Source organism: Rhodococcus opacus (assembly GCF_012396235.1).
GTDB classification, from domain to species: domain Bacteria; phylum Actinomycetota; class Actinomycetes; order Mycobacteriales; family Mycobacteriaceae; genus Rhodococcus_F; species Rhodococcus_F opacus.
In genome coordinates, this window is the sequence record NZ_JAAXPA010000018.1 from 1 (window position 1) to 14,683 (window position 14,683).

A 14,683-nucleotide genomic window follows, 5' to 3' on the forward strand; every position below is an offset into this window, starting at 1 on the left:
GCCGTGTCGAGTGGATGCATCTCCAGTTCGGCGACGCGGATGAAGAAGCGGGGCCCGGAGAACGCCGGCTTGTTGTCGTCGTGATCACGGATGACGTGACAGGTGTTCTGGCAGAGGAAGCACTCGATGCACTTGCGGAATTCCTGCGACCGTTCGACGTCGATCTGCTGCATCCGGTACTCGCCCGGCCCGAGCCCCGGCGGCGGGGTGAACGACGGGATCTCCCGCGCCTTCGCGTAGTTGAACGACACGTCGGTGACGAGATCCCGGATGACCGGGAACGCCCGCAGCGGTGTGACCGTCACCACCTCGTCTTCCGTGAACGTCGACATCCGCGTCATGCACAACAGCCGTGGCTGGCCGTTGATCTCCGCGGAACACGAGCCGCACTTGCCCGCCTTGCAGTTCCATCGCACCGCCAGGTCCGGGGTTTGCGTCGCCTGCAACCGGTGGATGATGTCGAGCACCACCTCACCTTCATTGACGGGAATGGAGTAGTCCTGGAGTGCGCCGCCGTCGGCGTCGCCGCGCCAGACCCGGAACTGCGCGTCGTAACCCATCTCAGGCCTTCCTTCCCGGGTGTTCCGCGAGTTCGGCGTCGGTGTAGTACTTGGCCAGTTCGTCGATGTCGAAGAGCTCCAACAGCTCTGCGCGCATCGGGAGCTGGGGCTCGCGGGTGACGGTGACGTCCGGCACCACCGAATCGGGATGCGCGGACATGTCGCCGACCACGCTGCACACCAGCAGAGTGTTGCGCCACTCGGCCTCCATGCTCGGGTGGTCGTCGCGGGTGTGCCCACCGCGACTTTCCGTGCGCAGCAGAGCCGCCTGCGCGACGCATTCGCTGACCAGCACCATGTTCCGCAGGTCGACGGCGAGGTGCCATCCCGGGTTGAACTGGCGGTGCCCCTCGACCTCCACGCCCCCGATGCGGCCCTTGATCTCCGTGAGTTTCTCCAGGGCACGGACGATCTCGTCTTCCTTCCGGATGATGCCGACGAGGTCGTTCATGGTCTGCTGCAGTTCGGTGTGGAGCGTGTACGGGTTCTCGGTGGTGCCGCCATCCCCGACCGCGGGATCGAACGGCGACAACAACATCCGCGCCGCCGCATCGACGGCGTCCGCGGAGACGACCGGCCGTTCCTGCAGCGACTTCACGTACTCCGCCGCCCCCAGTCCGGCGCGACGCCCGAACACGAGGAGGTCGGACAGCGAGTTGCCGCCGAGCCGGTTGGAGCCGTGCATCCCGCCCGAGCACTCCCCCGCGGCGAACAGACCCGCGACGCTGGAGGACCCGCTGTCGGGGTCGACCTCGATGCCCCCCATCACGTAATGGCAGGTGGGCCCGACCTCCATCTGCTCCTTGGTGATGTCGACGTCCGCGAGTTCCTTGAACTGGTGGTACATCGAGGGCAGCCGCCGGACGATCTCGTCGGCGGGCATGCGCGAGGCGATGTCGAGGTACACGCCGCCGTGCGGGGTCTGCCGCCCGGCCTTGACCTCGGAGTTGATGGCGCGGGCCACCTCGTCGCGGGGCAGCAGATCCGGTGTGCGGCGGTTGTTGTCGGAATCCTTGTACCAGCCGTCGGCCTCTTCCTCGGTCTCCGCGTACTGCCCTTTGAAGACCGGCGGGATGTACGAGAACATGAACCGCTCACCCTCGGAGTTCTTCAGGACCCCGCCGTCGCCGCGGACGCCTTCCGTCACGAGGATGCCCTTGACGCTGGGCGGCCACACCATGCCGGTGGGGTGGAACTGCACGAACTCCATGTTGATGAGGTTGGCGCCTGCGCGCAGGGCGAGGGCGTGACCGTCGCCGGTGTACTCCCACGAGTTCGACGTCACCTTGAACGACTTGCCGATCCCGCCGGTGGCCATCACGACGGCCGGTGCCTCGAACAGAACGAACCGTCCACTCTCGCGCCAGTATCCGAACGCACCCGAGATCCGGTCGCCGTCCTTGGTCAGCTCGGAGATGGTGCACTCGGCGAAGATCTTGATCCGGGCCTCGTAGTCGCCGGTGGCGGCGAAATCTTCCTGTTGCAGCGACACGATCTTCTGCTGCATGGTGCGGATCAGTTCGAGTCCGGTGCGGTCACCGACGTGGGCGAGCCGCGGATACGTGTGACCGCCGAAGTTGCGCTGGCTGATCCGGCCGTCGGGGGTCCGGTCGAACAGGGCGCCGTACGTTTCGAGTTCCCATACCCGGTCGGGAGCCTCGCGGGCGTGCAGTTCGGCCATTCGCCAATTGTTGAGGAACTTGCCGCCCCGCATCGTGTCCTGGAAATGGGTCTGCCACGTGTCCTTCTCGTTGGCGTTTCCCATCGCGGCGGCGCAGCCACCCTCCGCCATGACCGTGTGCGCCTTGCCGAACAGCGACTTGCAGACGACGGCGACGGACAGGCCCTGTTCCCGGGCCTCGATGACCGCTCGCAGTCCGGCGCCGCCGGCACCGATGACCACGACGTCGTACTGGTGCCGTTCGACTTCCGTCATTCCACTCCCTCTTCGGTGAAGTCAGTTGATCAGGCGCAGGTCGGAGATGGTCCCGCTGGCCACGAGCATCACGTAGAAGTCGGTGACGATCAGTGTGGCGAGGGTGGTCCAGGCGAGCTGCATGTGCCGGGTGTTCAGTGTGCTGACCCAGGTCCAGAGCCGGTATCGGATCGGGTGCTTGGAGAAGTGGGTGAGCCTGCCGCCGGTGACATGCCTACAGGAATGGCACGAGACGGTGTACGCCCAGAGCAGGATCACGTTGCAGACCATGATGAGTGTGCCGAGCCCGATTCCGAATCCGCCGTCGGCGCCGTGGAACGCGCGGATCGCGTCGTACGTGTTGATCAGCGAGACGACGAGTGCGACGTAGAAGAAGTAGCGGTGTGCGTTCTGGACGATCAGCGGCAGGCGCGTCTCACCGGTGTAGGTTCGATGGGGCTCCGCGACCGCGCACGCGGGCGGCGAGAACCATACCGACCGGTAATAGGCCTTGCGGTAGTAGTAGCAGGTGAGCCGGAAGCCGAGCAGGAACGGCAGCACCAGGAACCCGAGCGGGATGATCATCGGCAACTCGCCGATGGGTGTCCCGAAGTCGCTCGAACCGGGCACACACGAATCGCTCAGGCACGGCGAGTAGAACGGCGTCAGGTAGTGATAGTCCTCGACGAAGTACGCGGTGCGGACCCACGACCGGACCGATGCGTACACCACGAAGACGGACAGGCCGAGCACCGTCAGCAGCGGGGCGAGCCACCACCGGTCGGTGCGGAGCGTGCGTTCCGCGATCCGGGCACGCGTCGGCGCCCCCACACCGGCACTTTCGGGATTCTTCGGCGGCGCGCTCATCCGCGCTCGTAGTGGAGCCCGCCCAGCCCCTCGTCGTCGACACCGAGCCACATCGACGCGTCGTACGGGGTGTCCGACACCTTGATTCGCTCCACCGGTTCCCGGTGGACGACGTTCGGTGGCGAGGAGTCGAGGTCCCGCGCGTCGATCTCGAGCCGCTCCAGATCGTTGCTCAGTCGCCGCACGGATGCGGCGTCGCCGTACATCGATCGCAACGAACCGACAGCGCGCCGAAGGCGGTCGATGGTGCGATTCAATTCGAGCATTTCGGAGGTCGACATGTGACCCCTCCCAACCCAGCCGGATGTAGCCGTGACACGAATCACACTACCGACATTCGGAGGGGACGGTGCAGCTTTCGGAACCTCGGAAACTCCGTGGCGATGAATTTCGCGGGGCGGCCGAGTCCATATCTGCAGGACCACCGACAACGCACACCCACCGGGAGGACATCATGGCCGACGCCACGATCGGAAGCATCCTGCTCGCCAGCACTCAGCCCGACCGACTACGGGACTGGTACACCGCCGCGTTCTCGCCGAAGGTCGAACGCACCCCCGGCGAGCCGGGCTACGACGTCCTCGACTTCGACGGCTTCTACATCATGCTCGACCGGCGTGACGACGTCGGCGACACGAATCCCGAACCCGGACGCGTACTCCTCAACGTCGAGGTCACCGACGCCCGCGCCGCAGCAGACCGGATCGACGAACTCGGCGCGACGTGGCTGTCCCCGCTCGAGGATCGTGACGGCAGCTGGTTCGGCACCGCCGTGGACCCCGACGGCAACTACGTCCAGATCATCCAGCTCAGCGCGCAGGCGCGGGCCGAGATGTCCTGATCGACAGCACGGAAAGAGAACAGCCATGTTGAGCAATGCGAGAGCATTCAGCGGATTCGCCGTCGACGACATCGCCGCGGCCAAGTCCTTCTACACCGACGCCCTGGGCCTCGAGGTCACCGAAGAGGAGATGGGCCTGCTGGGCCTGCACCTCCCCCAGGGGCCAGTGGTGCTGATCTATCCCAAACCCGACCACACGCCGGCGACGTTCACCATCCTGAACTTCGCCGTCGACGACGTCGAGAAGGCCGTCGACGCGCTCACCGAGCGCGGGATCCGGTTCCTGCGGTACGACGGTTTCGATCAGGACGACAAGGGAATCATGCGCGGCAACGGTCCCGACATCGCCTGGTTCACCGACCCCGCCGGCAACGTGCTGTCGGTGCTCGCCGAATCCTGACCGCCCCAGCTCAGAGCCCCGTGAGCGTCGCCTTCAGCCAGGTGCCGTCGAACCACGTGGACGCGGCCGCGCCGAACGACGCGGAGCCGAGGCGTCCGCTGCCCGCGGGCACCGAGCCGACGACGTCGACCCCGGTCACGGCGGGCAGGTCGTCGAGATTGCACCGCTCGGCGAGCCCGGGCTCGTCCGGCCACGACCCGATCACCGTTCCGGCGCAGGCGAGACCGGCCGACGACAGTGCCCGGATCGTGAGCTCGGTGTGGTTGAGCGTGCCGAGCCCGGCCGCGGCGACCACGACAGCCGGTGCGTCGAGGGCGCGCGCGAGATCGACGAGCGTGAAGCCCTCGGCGCCCAATCGCACCAGCAGGCCGCCCGCACCCTCGACGAGCACCAGATCGTGCCGGTCGTCGAGTGCGCGGACCGTCTCGACGACGTCGGCGCACCGCAGCATCGGCTGCCCGCTGCGCCGGGCCGCGGTGTCGGGGGCGAGTGGTTCGGGGTAGCGGGCCAGCTCCACCACCGCCGTCACGCCGGACAGTCGGGTCACCTCGGCCAGATCGCCCGGTTCTCCCGGGGCGACGCCGGTCTGCGCGGGCTTGCACACCGCCACGGACAGGCCGGCCTCGCGTGCAGCCGCCGCAAGCGCCGCCGTGACCACCGTCTTACCGATATCCGTCGACGTGCCGGTGACCACCAGGATGCTCACGCCGACGCTCCCGCCAGGACGTCGGTCAGCACGGCTTCGATCCGCGCCAGTTCGTCCGCGTCGAGCGTCGCGCGCGCCGTGAGCCGCAGACGCGACGTGCCCTCCGGCACCGACGGGGGCCGGAAGCAGCCGACGTGCAGTCCCTGTTCGCGGCAGGCGGCTGCGGCGTCGACGGCGCGTTGCGGGTCGCCGAGGATCACGGAGACGACGGCGGACTCGGGTGCCCCTGCTCCGGTGAACCGCGCGAGATCCCGCGCACGGTCCAGGACGGACTCGGCGCGGTGCGGTTCCCGCCGCAGAACGGCGAGTGCCGCCCGCGCCGCGCCGACGGCCGCGGGGGCCAGTCCGGTGTCGAAGATGAACGTGCGCGCGGCGTCGACGAGATGCGCACGCACCTTCTCCGACGCCAGCACCGCACCGCCCTGACTGGCCAGCGACTTCGACAGCGTGGCCGTGACGACGATGTCGGGTTCGCCGGCGAGCCCCACCTCGTGCACGAGTCCGCGGCCCCCTGCGCCGCGGACTCCGACGCCGTGCGCCTCGTCCACGACGAGGAACGCCCCGTGGTCGCGGCACACCCGGTGGAGGTCGACGAGGGGTGCGAGATCACCGTCCGCGCTGAACACCGAATCGGTGACGACCAGCGCCCGCTCCTCCGTCCGGGTGGCCAGTGCGCTGCGGACGAAGTCGAGATCGGCGTGCGGTGCGACGGCCACGCGGGCCCGGGACAGGCGGCACGCGTCGACCAGCGACGCGTGGCTGCCCGCGTCGGAGACGATCAGCGATCCGGCGCCGGACAGTGCGGTGACGGCACCGAGATTCGCGGTGTAACCGGAGGAGAACACCAGCCCGGCCTCGGCGCCGACGAACTCGGCGAGTTCCGTCTCGAGCAGTTCGTGTTCGGTGGTCGATCCCGTGACCAGACGCGAGCCGGTGGCCCCCGCACCCCAGCGGCGCAGCGCGGTCATCGCGCCGTGCAGCACCTCCGGGTGCCGTACGAGTCCGAGGTAGTCGTTGGATGCCAGATCGATGAGCGCGTTGCCCGGCGCGCGTGGACGCAACTCGCGGCGCAGTCCCGCGGCGCGCCGCTGGTCCTCGACGTCGTCGAGCCAGGTGGTGAAGGTGCGGTCGGTACTCACCCCCGGCACGATACGCGACTTGAACGGTGTTCAACCCGGGTGGGCCCGGTTTTCTTCGGGTGGCTAGGGTCGAGACCGTGACCTCCCCGAGCCTGTCCGTCGACGACATCACGTCCCTCGATGCCTCGCTGCTCTGGCATCCGTACGGCGCCTTCCCCGCCTCGACCACCCCGCTCGTGGTGGCCGAGGCGAGCGGGACGCGCCTCACTCTCGCCGACGGACGTGAACTCGTCGACGGCATGAGTTCGTGGTGGGCCGCGGTCCACGGCTACCGGCATCCCGTCCTCGACGCGGCGGCGACGGCGCAGCTCGGGCGGATGAGCCACGTGATGTTCGGCGGGCTCACCCACGAACCGGCCGCGCGACTGGCCCAGCTGCTCGTGGAGATCACCCCGGACGGACTCGACAAGGTGTTCCTCGCCGATTCCGGTTCGGTGTCCGTAGAGGTCGCCGTCAAGATGTGCCTGCAGTACTGGCGCAGTCGCGGCAGGCCGGAGCGACACCGGCTGCTCACCTGGCGCGGCGGGTATCACGGCGACACGTCGCCCCGATGAGCGTCTGCGACCCGGACGGCGGCATGCACTCCCTGTGGACGGACGTCCTGGCACGGCAGGTCTTCGCCGGACCCCCGCCCCGCGAGTTCGACCCGCGGTACGTCGCAGAGTTCGAGCGTCTGGTGGCCTCCCACTCCGACGAACTGGCGGCCGTCATCGTGGAACCGGTGGTGCAGGGCGCCGGTGGCATGCGCTTCCACGACCCCCGGTACCTGTCGGAGCTGCGGCGGATCTGCGACGAGCACGGGCTCCTGCTGGTGTTCGACGAGATCGCGACCGGTTTCGGCCGCACCGGCGAGCTGTTCGCCGCGGACCACGCCGGCGCCCGACCCGACATCATGTGCGTCGGCAAGGCCCTCACCGGCGGGTACATGACCCTCGCGGCGACGCTCTGTTCCACCGACGTCGCCGAGACGATCAGCGCCGGGGACGCCGGCGGGCTGATGCACGGTCCCACGTTCATGGCCAACCCGCTCGCCTGTGCCGTCGCGGTGGCGTCGATCGAACTCCTGCTGTCGCGCGACTGGCGAGGCGAGGTCGAGGCCGTGCGCCGCGAACTCGAATCGGGACTCGCACCGGCCCGGGAACTCCCCGGCGTCCGGGACGTCCGGGTGCTCGGCGCGATCGGCGTGATCGAACTCGCCGAACCCGTCGACATGCGTGCCGCCACCGACGCCGCGGTGGCCGCCGGGGTCTGGTTGCGGCCGTTCCGGAACCTGATCTACGCGATGCCGCCGTACGTGTGCACCAGCGAGGACGTGCGGAAGATCACAACCGGAATGCTTGCTGCCGCACGGAGCTCCACCCCGGGCCGATAGCCCGCTCTCGTCGAGCTGAGAGCGACGCGAACGCGGGCTAGTGTTCTCGGTATGGAAGCAAGCGAGTCGACCGGCACCACGCCCATTCCCGTGTGGCCCGGCAGCGCCTACCCCCTGGGCGCCACCTACGACGGGGCCGGGACGAACTTCTCCTTGTTCTCCGAGGTCGCCGAGGCGGTCGACCTGTGCCTGATCGCGAAGGACGGCACGGAGACGCGCGTACGCCTCGACGAGGTCGACGGCTACGTGTGGCACGCGTACCTGCCGACCGTCGTTCCCGGTCAGCGGTACGGGTACCGGATCCACGGTCCCTGGGATCCCGCGGCCGGGCACCGCTGCGACCCCAGCAAGCTCCTCCTCGACCCCTACGGCAAGGCATTCGACGGCGAGTTCGACGGAGACCGGTCCCTGTTCTCCTACGACATCGACGCGCCCGCCGAGCCCGCCCCGGAGGAATCGGAGGATGCCGTCGAGGCCGTCGACTCGGACGACGACATCGAGGCCGAGGACGCCGCCGAGCTCGCAGCGGAGCCCGAGGACATCTCGACGCCGGGACTGCCCGGACACGACTCGCTCGGCCACACGATGACGACGGTGGTGATCAACCCGTTCTTCGACTGGGCTGCCGACCGCGCACCGAAACACCCGTACCACGACACCGTGATCTACGAGGCCCACGTCAAGGGCATGACGGCGACGCATCCCGGTGTGCCTGAAGAGCTTCGCGGCACGTATGCGGGCCTCGCGCATCCGGTGATCATCGACCACCTCGTCGACCTCGGTGTCACCGCGATCGAACTGATGCCGGTGCACCAGTTCATGCACGATCAGACGCTGCTCGACAAGGGGCTGCGGAACTACTGGGGCTACAACACCTTCGGCTTCCTCGCCCCGCACACCGGGTATTCGTCGGCGGAGAAGCCGGGCGCCGCGGTGTCGGAGTTCAAGGCGATGGTCCGCTCGTTCCACGAGGCGGGCATCGAGGTCATCCTCGACGTCGTCTACAACCACACCGCCGAGGGCAACCACCTCGGTCCGACCATCTCGTTCCGCGGCATCGACAACGCCGCCTACTACCGGCTCGTCGACGGCGACGCCGAGCACTACATGGACTACACGGGCACCGGGAACAGTCTCAACGCCCGGCACCCGCACACGCTGCAACTGATCATGGACTCGCTGCGGTACTGGGTCACCGAGATGCACGTCGACGGATTCCGGTTCGACCTCGCGTCCACGCTCGCCCGTGAACTGCACGACGTCGACCGGCTCTCCGCGTTCTTCGACCTCGTCCAGCAGGATCCGATCGTCAGCCAGGTCAAGCTCATCGCCGAACCGTGGGACATCGGCGAGGGCGGGTACCAGGTGGGCAACTTCCCGGGCCTGTGGACGGAGTGGAACGGCAAGTACCGGGACACGGTCCGCGACTACTGGCGCGGCGAACCCGCGACGCTCGGCGAATTCGCGTCCCGGCTCACCGGCTCGTCCGACCTCTACGAGGCGACCGGGCGCCGCCCCGGCGCGAGCATCAACTTCGTCATCGCCCACGACGGGTTCACCCTGCGCGACCTGGTGTCGTACAACGAGAAGCACAACGAGGCCAACGGCGAGGGCAACAACGACGGCGAGAGCCACAACCGGTCCTGGAACTGCGGCGTCGAGGGACCGACGGACGATCCGGAGATCCTCGATCTGCGCGGGCGGCAGAGCCGCAACATCCTGGCCACCCTGCTGCTGAGCCAGGGGACGCCGATGCTGGCGCACGGCGACGAGATGGGCCGCACCCAGCGGGGCAACAACAACGTGTACTGCCAGGACTCGGAACTGTCGTGGATGGACTGGTCGCTGGCGGACTCCAACGCCGACCTGGTCGAGTTCACCAAACGGGTGATCGCACTGCGCATGAAGAATCCGGTGTTCCGTCGTCGCCGGTTCTTCGAGGGCACACCCATCCGCAGCGGTGACCAGACCCGCGACATCGCGTGGCTCACCCCAGCCGGTGAGGAGATGACCCCAGAGGACTGGGACAGCGGTTTCGGGAAGTCGCTGGCGGTATTCCTCAACGGCGAGGGCATTCCCGAACCCAACCACCGCGGCGAGCGCGTGGTCGGCGACTCGTTCCTGCTGTGTTTCAACGCGCACGACGAAGAGATCGAGTTCTCCACGCCGAACTCCGACTACGCCGACGAATGGGCGGTCGTGCTCGACACCGCCGTCCCGACGGGGGCGAAGGAAGCGGTGATCAAGGCCGGGAATTCGCTGCAGGTCGAGGCCCGGTCGCTGGTCGTGCTGCGCCGGACCGCCTGAGCCGGGGACGACGATGTCGATCACGGCCACGTACCGACTGCAACTGCGCGGGGACTGCTTCACCCTGGCGGACGCCGCCGCCGTCGCCGACTACCTGGACGACCTCGGGATCTCCCACGTCTATCTGTCGCCGATCCTGACGGCCACGACCGGATCGACCCACGGTTACGACGTCACCGACGTGACCCGCGTGTCCCCGGCGCTCGGCGGGCGGGAGGCGCTGGCCGCGCTGGCCCAGGAGTTGCGGGGCCGCGGCATGGGCATCGTCGTCGACCTCGTCCCCAACCATGTGGGTGTCGCGAATCCGCGTGAGAACGCGTGGTGGTGGGACGTCCTCACGCACGGTCGCCGCTCCGAGTTCGCCGACTTCTTCGACATCGACTGGAGCGACGACAACGGCGCGGGCGGGCGACTCGCGCTGCCCGTCCTCGGATCGGACGCCGATCTCGAGTCCCTCACCGTCGACCGCTCGGGACCCGAGCCCCTGCTCGCGTTCTACGAGCTCCGGTTCCCGATCGCCCCCGGCACCGACGCGGCCGAACCGGCGTCGGTGCACGACGCGCAGTCCTACCGCCTGGTCCCGTGGGACTCCGGGCTCATCGGGTACCGCCGATTCTTCGCGGTCAGTGAACTGGCCGGTATCCGCCAGGAAGACCCGCGCGTGTTCGAGGCCGCGCACCGCGAACTGCGGAACTGGGTGGCGGACGAGTTGATCGACGGAGTGCGCATCGACCATCCCGACGGGTTGTCCGATCCGGCCGAGTATCTCGACCGGCTGCGCGGGCTGATCGGCGCGGACCGGTGGCTCGTGATCGAGAAGATCCTCGGCCACACCGAACCACTGGACGACCACCTTCCGATCGCGGGCACCACCGGCTACGACGCACTGGCCGAACTCGGCGGCATCTTCGTCGACACGTCAGGAGCTCCCGCGCTCACTGCCCTGTCGGCGTCCCGCACGGGTGACCGGGGTGACGCGACGTGGATTCACGAGCACGAAACCGCGATCAAACGTGACGTCGCCGGAACCATCCTCGACCCCGAGGTCCGGCGCCTCGTCCGTGCGATCCGCGCGGAGACCGGCACCGACTGCGGCGATGCGGACCTGCGTGACGCCGTCGCGGACGTCGTCGCGGCCATGCCCGTGTACCGGTCCGACTACAGTCCGCTGGCCGGGCTGGCGAAGCGCGTGATCGGTGACGTCCTGCGGCGTGAACCGCAACGGTCCGACGCGCTGTCCGCCCTCGCCGCCGCCCTGATCGCCGGCGGTGAGGCGGCCACCCGATTCCAGCAGGTGTGCGGTGCGGTGATGGCGAAGTCCGTGGAGGACTGCCTGTTCTACCGCACCGCCCGGCTGGTGTCACTGCAGGAGGTGGGTGGCAATCCGGCGAACGTCGGCGTCTCCCCCGCCGAATTCCACCTGGCCGCAGCCGAGCGAGCCACCCGGTGGCCGCGGGCGATGACGACGCTCTCGACGCACGACACCAAGCGCGGGGAGGACGTCCGGGCCCGGATCGGCATCCTGTCGCAGGTGCCGGACCTGTGGGCCGAATGCGTCGATCAGTGGGAACGCATCGCACCCAGCCCGGATCCCGTCACCGGACTGTTCCTGTGGCAGAACCTGTTCGGGGTGTGGCCGGTCGACGGCCGCGCTGCGGGCGACGTGCCCGACTTCCGCGACCGCGTCCACGCCTACGCGGAGAAAGCGGTCCGTGAGGCCGGAACCCGGACGTCGTGGCACGACGTGAACGAGGACTTCGAGAGCGACCTCCACCGCTGGCTGGACACGGTGATCGACGGCACGGTCGGGAAGGCGCTCGGTTCACTGTGCACCCAGCTGGCCCCGCACGCCTGGTCGGACTCGCTCGGCCAGAAGCTCCTGCAGCTGTGCGGACCGGGGATCCCGGACGTGTACCAGGGAACCGAGCTGTGGGAGGACTCGCTCGTCGACCCGGACAATCGCCGTCCCGTCGACTACGACGTGCGACGGAGCGTGCTCGCGGGACTCGGCACTCCTCCGCTCGATGCGACGGGCGCGGCGAAGATGCACGTCGTCCGCACGGCTCTGCGCCTGCGCCGGGAACGTCCGGACAGCTTCGTCGGCGGGACCTATGCGCCGGTCTTCGCGTCGGGGACCGCGGCGCAGCATCTGATCGGTTTCGCCCGCGGCCCCCAGGGGTCGTCCGCGGACGTCGTGGCGCTGGCCACCCGGCACACCGTCGGCCTGGAGCAACGCGGCTGGGGCGACACCACCGTTTCCCTCCCGGACGGCACCTGGACCGACCTGCTCACGTCCGCGACGTACACCGGCGGCCGAGTCGACACGTCGACACTGTTCTCCCGCTATCCCGTTGCGCTTCTGGCCCTGTGAGTACTTGTTAACCGCCCGCGGTTAACAAGTACTCACAGGGGTACTGGCTCTTGTATGTCGCGCCGTGTGGTTGCCCGGGCGTACGGAGGGCCGGAGGTCCTCGCGCTCGTCGACGCCGAGGCAGTGAATCCCGCCCCCGGCGAGGTGGTGATCGAGGTTCGCGCCATCGGGGTCAACCCGATCGACTACAAGCTCTACAGCGGCGCGTTCGGCGCCGACCCGGACGCCCTGCCCTTGCGGCTGGGCAGCGAGGCCGCGGGCGTCGTCGCCGAGGTGGGTGACGCCGCGGCGGGACCGGTGGGCCCGATCTCGGTGGGCGACGAGGTGATCGTGTATCCGGTGTCCGAGTCGTACGCGGATCGACTTGTCGTGTCCGGTGATTCGGTGATCCCGAAACCGGCGTCGTTGCCGTGGAACGAGGCTGCCGGACTTCTCGCGGTGGGTGCCACCGCGGTCGACACCCTCGACACGGCGCACGTCGGCGCCGGCGACCTGCTGCTCGTGCACGGAGCGGCCGGTGGCGTGGGGTCGTTCGTCGTGCAGTTGGCGCGTGCCCGCGGCGCCACGATCATCGGCACGGCGCGCCCCGAGCACCACGACTACGTCCGGTCGCTCGGCGCCGCCCCCGTGTCCTACGGCGCCGGTCTGGGCGATCGGGTCCGCGTCCTGGCGCCCGACGGAGTGGACGCCGTCATCCACACCGCGGGCAGTGACGAGTCGATCGACGTCTCCGTGGAACTGGTGCGGGACCGGTCGCGGTTGGTGACGACCGTCCCCGGGCCCCGGCCTGCCGAAGCGGGCTTCCGGATCGTCGGCGCGCGGGGGCCGGACGGGATGGAACCGCGTAAGCGGGCCCGCGTCTTCCTCGTCGACCTCGCGGGCAACGGCGACGTGCGGGTGCGCGTCGCGCGCACGTACGCGCTGTCCGAGGCGGCGCGCGCGCACGCCGATCTTCGGAAGCCGCACGCGGCGGGCAAATTCATCCTGCTGCCGTAGGCGCGCCCCATCAGTGGAGCAGACTCGCCCGGATCGTCGCTTTCACCCAGTTCCGGTACTCGTCGACGTCCCACCCGCACTGCCGGCGCAGCATCGAGTACACCTGCGGCGACACGACCGTGAACAGCACGTCGGCGGCCCGCTGGACGGAGATCTCGGGACGCAGCAGTTCGTGCGCGGCGAGTCCCTCGGCGAGCGTCATCGCATTCTCGGCCGAGGCCCGCGCCCCCTCGTCGGCGAACCGCCGCATGTCGTCGTCCGCTCCCGAGGATTCGATCGACGTCGTCATCAGGGTCCCGGCCCGCTCCATGACGTCGGTGCTGAATCCCACCATCTGGTCGAGGATCCGTTCGACGGGGTCGCCGTCCCGGGGCACGGGCGTGTGGGCCGCGGCGGTATCACCCTCGATGGCGGCGTGAAGTACCTCGTGGAACAGTTCCGCCTTGCCACCGGGGAACGCGGTGAACACCGTGCGGGTCGACACCCCGGCGGCCTCGGCCACGTTCCGCACCGTCGTGCTGACGTATCCGCGGTCGATGAACAGCCGGGCCGCGGCGTCCCGGACGAGGAGACGGGTCCGGCGCGCCGATTCCGCTCGCAGCGGCGAACTGTAGGGCCTCTTGGCCGTTTCGGGCATGGGCTCACGATAGACGCATTCGATACATCAATCGTGCAACCAATGTGGCACAGCGATTCGCCGCGCATCGACCAGGCGAAACGCCCGATACCTACGACTTCGGGTGTTCCACCCAGGCATCGGATCCGGGAAACACGAGCGCCTCGTGGCCGTCGTCGTACCGGACGAGATAGGGCGGTGCGCCGTTCTCTCCGTGTACCTCCACGACCTCGGCGGTCGTCTCGTGCACTCCGACCACCCTGCCCTGAACGTGCAACCGGTCTCCCACTGCTACGTGCATGTCTGCTCCTCGCGACGTTCGAGTCCGTACTCCCAGCTTGCTACTTCCGGAACCGGGGCGAAAGGGCCGACTCGCCGCCATCTCTGCCGGCGTGTGCCATCGTGGGGACATGGCTACGTATCGATACCTCGACAAGGACCGTAACGTACTCGAGGAGCAGGACTTCGGCACCGTGCAGGACGCCGAGGAACACCGGTTGTCCGTTCTCGGCGCCGAGATCATCGAGGAGGTCGAGGACTCCGGCACGCCCGAAAGCTGACTGTCCTGCGCGGCCCGCCGCGTCGAGGCATGC

At 68.7% G+C, this 14,683-nt stretch carries 14 protein-coding genes and 1 pseudogene; 7 read left to right on the forward strand and 8 right to left on the reverse strand.

Features of this window, described 5'->3' with window-relative positions; genetic code table 11:
* From HGB39_RS22815 to HGB39_RS22830, 4 genes are all read right to left on the reverse strand, one after another.
* A partial coding sequence (locus tag HGB39_RS22815; protein ID WP_168442945.1) for a succinate dehydrogenase/fumarate reductase iron-sulfur subunit occupies positions 1-560 on the reverse strand: 560 nt, incomplete at its 3' end.
* A gap of 1 nt (position 561) precedes the next feature.
* Positions 562-2,496: a fumarate reductase/succinate dehydrogenase flavoprotein subunit gene (locus HGB39_RS22820; protein ID WP_120660706.1), complete on the reverse strand. Its 1,935-nt coding sequence runs from the start codon at positions 2,494-2,496 to the stop codon at positions 562-564.
* A gap of 21 nt (positions 2,497-2,517) precedes the next feature.
* Entirely contained in the window at positions 2,518-3,342 is an 825-nt protein-coding gene (sdhC, locus tag HGB39_RS22825; protein WP_005260277.1) for a succinate dehydrogenase subunit SdhC, read from the reverse strand.
* Positions 3,339-3,623 (reverse strand): Rv0250c family protein, encoded by a 285-nt coding sequence (locus tag HGB39_RS22830; RefSeq protein ID WP_005247567.1) that lies wholly within the window; start codon positions 3,621-3,623, stop codon positions 3,339-3,341. The genes sdhC and HGB39_RS22830 overlap by 4 nt, the downstream gene beginning before the upstream one ends.
* A gap of 173 nt (positions 3,624-3,796) precedes the next feature.
* Here HGB39_RS22830 and HGB39_RS22835 point away from each other — a divergent pair, with 173 nt between their 5' ends.
* Together HGB39_RS22835 and HGB39_RS22840 are read left to right on the forward strand one after the other, a co-directional pair.
* A complete protein-coding gene (locus tag HGB39_RS22835; protein ID WP_005563012.1) occupies positions 3,797-4,183 on the forward strand; it encodes a VOC family protein in 387 nt (128 codons plus the stop codon).
* A 25-nt stretch (positions 4,184-4,208) separates the two neighbouring features.
* Entirely contained in the window at positions 4,209-4,583 is a 375-nt protein-coding gene (locus HGB39_RS22840) for a VOC family protein (RefSeq protein ID WP_005260275.1), read from the forward strand.
* A 10-nt stretch (positions 4,584-4,593) separates the two neighbouring features.
* Here HGB39_RS22840 and bioD read toward each other — a convergent pair whose 3' ends face one another.
* Positions 4,594-5,289 (reverse strand): dethiobiotin synthase, encoded by a 696-nt coding sequence (gene bioD, locus HGB39_RS22845; protein ID WP_005563011.1) that lies wholly within the window; start codon positions 5,287-5,289, stop codon positions 4,594-4,596.
* The gene (locus HGB39_RS22850; protein ID WP_005563010.1) at positions 5,286-6,428 is read right to left on the reverse strand and encodes an 8-amino-7-oxononanoate synthase; all 1,143 of its coding nucleotides are present in this window, start codon (positions 6,426-6,428) and stop codon (positions 5,286-5,288) included. The genes bioD and HGB39_RS22850 overlap by 4 nt, the downstream gene beginning before the upstream one ends.
* A gap of 77 nt (positions 6,429-6,505) precedes the next feature.
* On the opposite strand from HGB39_RS22850, the pseudogene HGB39_RS22855 reads away from it, so the two are divergent.
* The 4 genes and pseudogenes from HGB39_RS22855 to HGB39_RS22870 all read left to right on the forward strand — a co-directional run bounded on the left by HGB39_RS22855 (position 6,506) and on the right by HGB39_RS22870 (position 13,474).
* A pseudogene (locus HGB39_RS22855) lies at positions 6,506-7,800 on the forward strand (adenosylmethionine--8-amino-7-oxononanoate transaminase).
* A 51-nt stretch (positions 7,801-7,851) separates the two neighbouring features.
* Positions 7,852-10,107 carry a glycogen debranching protein GlgX gene (gene glgX / locus HGB39_RS22860; RefSeq protein ID WP_005563008.1) on the forward strand — a complete coding sequence of 752 codons (2,256 nt, stop codon included), beginning with the start codon at positions 7,852-7,854 and terminating at the stop codon, positions 10,105-10,107.
* A 13-nt stretch (positions 10,108-10,120) separates the two neighbouring features.
* Positions 10,121-12,478 carry a malto-oligosyltrehalose synthase gene (gene treY / locus HGB39_RS22865; RefSeq protein WP_005563007.1) on the forward strand — a complete coding sequence of 786 codons (2,358 nt, stop codon included), beginning with the start codon at positions 10,121-10,123 and terminating at the stop codon, positions 12,476-12,478.
* Between the two features lie 54 nt (positions 12,479-12,532).
* Entirely contained in the window at positions 12,533-13,474 is a 942-nt protein-coding gene (locus HGB39_RS22870) for an NADP-dependent oxidoreductase (RefSeq protein ID WP_005563006.1), read from the forward strand.
* Between the two features lie 10 nt (positions 13,475-13,484).
* Here HGB39_RS22870 and HGB39_RS22875 read toward each other — a convergent pair whose 3' ends face one another.
* The gene (locus tag HGB39_RS22875; RefSeq protein ID WP_005563005.1) at positions 13,485-14,111 is read right to left on the reverse strand and encodes a TetR/AcrR family transcriptional regulator; all 627 of its coding nucleotides are present in this window, start codon (positions 14,109-14,111) and stop codon (positions 13,485-13,487) included.
* A 91-nt stretch (positions 14,112-14,202) separates the two neighbouring features.
* Complete coding sequence (locus HGB39_RS22880) at positions 14,203-14,391, reverse strand: DUF1918 domain-containing protein (RefSeq protein ID WP_005563004.1); 189 nt, start codon at positions 14,389-14,391, stop codon at positions 14,203-14,205.
* 109 nt (positions 14,392-14,500) lie between these two features.
* Here HGB39_RS22880 and HGB39_RS22885 point away from each other — a divergent pair, with 109 nt between their 5' ends.
* Positions 14,501-14,650 carry a hypothetical protein gene (locus tag HGB39_RS22885; RefSeq protein WP_005260252.1) on the forward strand — a complete coding sequence of 50 codons (150 nt, stop codon included), beginning with the start codon at positions 14,501-14,503 and terminating at the stop codon, positions 14,648-14,650.
* Positions 14,651-14,683 lie beyond the last annotated feature (33 nt).

What these genes read in the sequence shown, in the direction of transcription:
- glgX (WP_005563008.1), top strand. Translation starts at nt 7,852, where the DNA reads ATGGAAGCAAGCGAGTCGACCGGCACCACGCCCATTCCCGTGTGGCCC.
- HGB39_RS22820 (WP_120660706.1), bottom strand. Translation starts at nt 2,496, where the DNA reads ATGACGGAAGTCGAACGGCACCAGTACGACGTCGTGGTCATCGGTGCC.
- treY (WP_005563007.1), top strand. Translation starts at nt 10,121, where the DNA reads ATGTCGATCACGGCCACGTACCGACTGCAACTGCGCGGGGACTGCTTC.
- HGB39_RS22875 (WP_005563005.1), bottom strand. Translation starts at nt 14,111, where the DNA reads ATGCCCGAAACGGCCAAGAGGCCCTACAGTTCGCCGCTGCGAGCGGAA.
- HGB39_RS22830 (WP_005247567.1), bottom strand. Translation starts at nt 3,623, where the DNA reads ATGTCGACCTCCGAAATGCTCGAATTGAATCGCACCATCGACCGCCTT.
- HGB39_RS22870 (WP_005563006.1), top strand. Translation starts at nt 12,533, where the DNA reads ATGTCGCGCCGTGTGGTTGCCCGGGCGTACGGAGGGCCGGAGGTCCTC.
- HGB39_RS22880 (WP_005563004.1), bottom strand. Translation starts at nt 14,391, where the DNA reads ATGCACGTAGCAGTGGGAGACCGGTTGCACGTTCAGGGCAGGGTGGTC.
- HGB39_RS22840 (WP_005260275.1), top strand. Translation starts at nt 4,209, where the DNA reads ATGTTGAGCAATGCGAGAGCATTCAGCGGATTCGCCGTCGACGACATC.
- HGB39_RS22885 (WP_005260252.1), top strand. Translation starts at nt 14,501, where the DNA reads ATGGCTACGTATCGATACCTCGACAAGGACCGTAACGTACTCGAGGAG.
- sdhC (WP_005260277.1), bottom strand. Translation starts at nt 3,342, where the DNA reads ATGAGCGCGCCGCCGAAGAATCCCGAAAGTGCCGGTGTGGGGGCGCCG.
- HGB39_RS22835 (WP_005563012.1), top strand. Translation starts at nt 3,797, where the DNA reads ATGGCCGACGCCACGATCGGAAGCATCCTGCTCGCCAGCACTCAGCCC.